The organism is Oleiphilus sp. HI0117 (genome assembly GCF_001635235.1).
In genome coordinates, this window is record NZ_LWGA01000963.1 from 1 (window position 1) to 4,089 (window position 4,089).

Consider the following 4,089-nt stretch of genomic DNA (forward strand, 5'->3'; position numbering starts at 1 on the left):
TGCAATTGGTGAACGATTTGCCCGAAAGTGAGTGGCTCAGAATGTGAAAATTGCTGCTGCATTAAGGTTTACTCTCATGTAACTAAAGCTAACTGATTAGTTAGCTAATCTAGAATAGCGCTCGGCCCAGAGCGCGTTCCCACTTTATATAAAACATAGCAGATAAAAAGATGTTGACGGTTAATAAAGTGATAACCAGGTCTAAGCCTGCGCCTTGAGATAGAAAGGCTTCGACAACTGCTTGAGTAAAATAGAATAAAACGATAAAACAAAGCCACGTATATGAACGCAGGCTATCTTTAATTAAGCCAGGCAGAATGATCAGCAATGGGGAGAGTTTGACGCTTACGACGACCCAGGGTGAGCTTCCTTCGGGTAGGTAGCTTGGAAGGCTGGTGATGATCATCATTAGAATAAGTAAAAGGTAGGAAGCCCAAGTAATGCAGTAGGCGACTACGTTTTTTCTTGGGCGCTGTGGTGTTTGAGACATTCGGTGTTCCATTACAATTGAGGTGAGCTTGGTGTCGACAGTCCGACTTCACCCTCAAACTTATACCGTAGAGGGCGCTTCGAAGCATATATCGTTTATATAAGTTCGAGTACGTTTTCTGGTGGGCGACCCAGAACTGCTTTGTCGCCTTTAATGACAATAGGGCGTTCGATGAGCTTTGGGAATTTCGTCATCGCGTCAATTAATTGGGCGTCGCTAAGTGTTTTATCTGCTAGCTCGTTGTCTTTGTAAGCTTGCTCACCTTTGCGAAGAAGTTCGCGGGCGCCAATGCCTAACTTACCAAGTATCTCTGAGATTTTTTTGGCGTCTGGCGTATCATCTAAATACAGAACAATTTCAGGCTGGATGCCTTTCTCTTCGATAAGCGCTAAGGTTTGGCGTGATTTAGAGCAGCGAGGATTGTGGTATATTTGTATCGTGTCGGTCATAGTTAATCGTCCAGCGTGGTAAAATTAGATGGCATATTGTAACAGGAGTCAGGCTTGAGAATAAAAACACTTTTGCCCTTTGTATTGTTTCTTTTTCTAAGTGCCTGCTCTGAATCTGTTTTCGTCTTTTCTGATGGTCGCCAGCAAGCGCTAAACTCATATAAGGGGCAGTGGCTATTAATCAATTACTGGGCAGAATGGTGCCGGCCCTGTCTCGATGAATTACCAGAATTGAACAAGTTAAATAAAGGTGAGGCCTTCCAGGTTCTGGGTTTTGACTTCGATAAAGCGAAAGGAGAGCTCTTGGATAGCAAGGTTAAGCGGTTGGGAATAGATTTTCCGGTGCTTGATGCAGACCCGTCTAGCATGTTTTCTCAGAAATTGCCGAGTGGCCTGCCAGCGACAATGTTAATAAACAAGCAGGGGAAGTTTGTTAAGTGGTTAATGGGGCCGCAAACGGCAGAGTCGATCAATAGGCATTTAGGCTTGGAGTAAAAGTAGCTGTTTTTACTCTGAGCTCAAATATTGTTAAGCCAGAGTTGATACGCGCTCTGCTTCTTGGATTACCCGTTTAGGGCACCTGTCCATCACCACTGATATTCCTGCTGCACGTAACTTGGCTGCAGCAGTTTCATTGATGACGCCAATCTGCATCCAAACAACCTTGGGTTGTAGAGTTTTCGGAAGTGCTAGCACTTCGTCACATATCGATGCAGCGGCTTCAGAGTTTCTAAAAATATCGACCATGTCGACCTTAATGGGCAGCTTGGTGATGTTTTTGATTACCGTTTCACCTAACAGATTCTGGCCTTCTAGGTCTGGGTTAATCGGTGTGATTTTGAAACCTTTGTTTTGCAAGAAGTTCATGACTTCATTACTTGGTCTTTCGGGTTTTTGACTGGCACCAACTAAGGCAATTGTTTCAACTGAGTTGAGTAGATCTATCAACTGGTTGTGGTTAAATTGTGTTTTGATAAGGTTCACCAATGCGTCTGATACGGGAATTAAAGTCGTAAAAAATAAGCGCTAAGATGCTTCGACAAGGCCTTAAGTCATGCTAACATCTCAGCTCCTACAATATGTCATCGCGATACCTCATGCCAGCAAAATTTGTTCATCTCAAGTTACATACTGAATTCTCCCTTACCAACGGTTTGGTAAGGATCAAACCGCTGATTAAACAGTTGGTCGATGAGGAGTTTCCGGCGGTCGCGATCACTGATCAATCTAACCTGTGTGCACTCGTCAAGTTCTATAAGTCTACGCGCGGTTCTGGTATCAAACCGATCGCCGGGGTTGATATTTGGCTCGAAAACGAAAGTGAGCCAGACAATCCAAGCCGTCTTACCTTGTTGGCAAAGACTGACAAGGGTTACCTTAATATGACCGAGTTGGTCTCGAAGGGTTTTACTGAAGGGCAAGATTATGGCAAAGCGGTCATCACGAAAGAGTGGTTGAAGGAAGCATCAGAAGGTCTGATTGTTTTGTCCGGTGCGAAAGATGGAGAAATTGGCCGTGCTTTGTTGGCTGGGAGAGAAGACCTTGCTGTTGAGCTCTTGGAGCACTGGATGTCGGTTTTTTCTGATAGTTTCTACCTTGAACTTCAGCGTACTAATCGCCCTAATGATGAGGAATGCGTTCATCTGAGTGTTGCGCTAGCCGAGAAGTTATCGTGTCCGGTTGTTGCGACAAACGATGTGCAATTTCTGGCTGAGTCTGATTTTGAGGCTCACGAAGCCAGGGTTTGTATTTCAGACGGTGAAACACTCGATAACCCAAACCGGGAAAAGCTCTATAGTGACGCTCAGTACCTTAAAAGTGCTGACGAGATGTTGGCCTTATTCGAAGATATTCCCGAGGCCGTTGAAAACACGATAGAAATCGCTAAACGCTGCAATGTGGAAATTCGTTTGGGCGAGTACTTTCTGCCTCAATATCCCGTGCCTGAAGGCATGACAATGGATGAGTTTTTTCGCAAGCTTTGTCATGACGACCTGGATGAGCGCTTAAAAGTAATTTTGGCTAATTGTCCTGAAGACGAGCTTGAGGAACGGCGAAAACCTTATCTGGATCGCTTGAAATTTGAACTCGATATCATTCTTCAGATGGGGTTTCCCGGCTATTTTCTGATCGTAATGGACTTTATTAAATGGGCGAAGGATCATGATATCCCTGTTGGCCCGGGTCGTGGTTCAGGTGCTGGTTCACTTGTTGCATATGTATTGAAAATTACCGACCTGGATCCCTTGCAATACGATCTACTATTCGAACGTTTCTTGAACCCGGAACGTGTCTCGATGCCTGACTTTGACGTTGACTTCTGTATGGATGGGCGAGACCGGGTTATCTCTTATGTTGCTGATCATTACGGCAGGGATGCGGTATCGCAGATTATTACCTTTGGTACGATGGCAGCAAAGGCTGTGGTGCGAGATGTTGCGCGTGTGCAGGGTAAATCTTACGGTTTGGCTGACCGGCTTTCGAAGATGATTCCTTTCGAAATCGGCATGACTTTGTCAAAGGCGATTGAGCAGGAACCGACCTTAAAAACTTTTCTTGATGAAGACGAAGAAGCCCAGGAGATCTGGGAAATGGCTGTCTGTCTAGAAGGGATTACGCGTAACGTCGGTAAGCACGCCGGTGGTGTTGTTATCGCACCGACTAAACTGACAGACTTTGCTGCACTTTATTGTGATGAAGAAGGCGGTGGCCTGGTTACCCAGTTCGATAAAAATGATGTTGAAGATGCAGGCCTGGTTAAGTTCGACTTCTTGGGGCTTCGTACTCTAACTATCGTTGACTGGGCTTTGAAGATGATTAACCCTCGCTTGGCAGCGAAAGGTAAAGAGCCTATTAATATTGACCATATCCCACTGGATGATAGGCCCTCTTTTGAATTGCTGAAGTCAGCAGAAACAACGGCGGTATTCCAGCTGGAATCCCGTGGTATGAAAGACTTGATTCGTCGACTTCAGCCAGACAACCTTGAAGATATGATCGCACTGGTTGCACTATTTAGACCGGGGCCTTTGGAGTCAGGCATGGTTGATGACTTTATCAACCGTAAGCATGGGCGGGCAGAAGTAGCCTATCCTCATCCTGACTTTCAGCATGAGAGTCTGAAAGGCATTCTAGAACCGACTTACGGTG

At 45.3% G+C, this 4,089-nt stretch carries 5 protein-coding genes; 2 read left to right on the forward strand and 3 right to left on the reverse strand.

All coding sequences use genetic code 11. The annotated features are described in order from the left end of the window. Positions 1–109: 109 nt before the first annotated feature. Together A3757_RS17225 and arsC are read right to left on the reverse strand one after the other, a co-directional pair. Positions 110–490 carry a DUF2069 domain-containing protein gene (locus A3757_RS17225; protein ID WP_068511453.1) on the reverse strand — a complete coding sequence of 127 codons (381 nt, stop codon included), beginning with the start codon at positions 488–490 and terminating at the stop codon, positions 110–112. A gap of 95 nt (positions 491–585) precedes the next feature. After that, positions 586–939 carry an arsenate reductase (glutaredoxin) gene (gene arsC / locus A3757_RS17230; RefSeq protein WP_068511451.1) on the reverse strand — a complete coding sequence of 118 codons (354 nt, stop codon included), beginning with the start codon at positions 937–939 and terminating at the stop codon, positions 586–588. Between the two features lie 54 nt (positions 940–993). Between arsC and A3757_RS17235 the strand changes: the two genes are divergently transcribed. Further along, positions 994–1,434, forward strand: coding sequence for a TlpA disulfide reductase family protein (locus tag A3757_RS17235; protein ID WP_068511449.1), 441 nt, complete (start codon positions 994–996; stop codon positions 1,432–1,434). A 33-nt stretch (positions 1,435–1,467) separates the two neighbouring features. On the opposite strand, the gene A3757_RS17240 is transcribed toward A3757_RS17235, so the two are convergent. Next, a complete protein-coding gene (locus tag A3757_RS17240; RefSeq protein WP_231872309.1) occupies positions 1,468–1,923 on the reverse strand; it encodes a CoA-binding protein in 456 nt (151 codons plus the stop codon). A 113-nt stretch (positions 1,924–2,036) separates the two neighbouring features. Between A3757_RS17240 and dnaE the strand changes: the two genes are divergently transcribed. Further along, positions 2,037–4,089 (forward strand): DNA polymerase III subunit alpha (dnaE, locus tag A3757_RS17245; protein WP_156506384.1); only part of this gene is annotated, 2,053 nt, incomplete at its 3' end.

Excerpts from the sequence above, each read along its gene's own strand:
- A3757_RS17225 (WP_068511453.1), bottom strand. The coding sequence starts at position 490 with ATGTCTCAAACACCACAGCGCCCAAGAAAAAACGTAGTCGCCTACTGC.
- arsC (WP_068511451.1), bottom strand. The coding sequence starts at position 939 with ATGACCGACACGATACAAATATACCACAATCCTCGCTGCTCTAAATCA.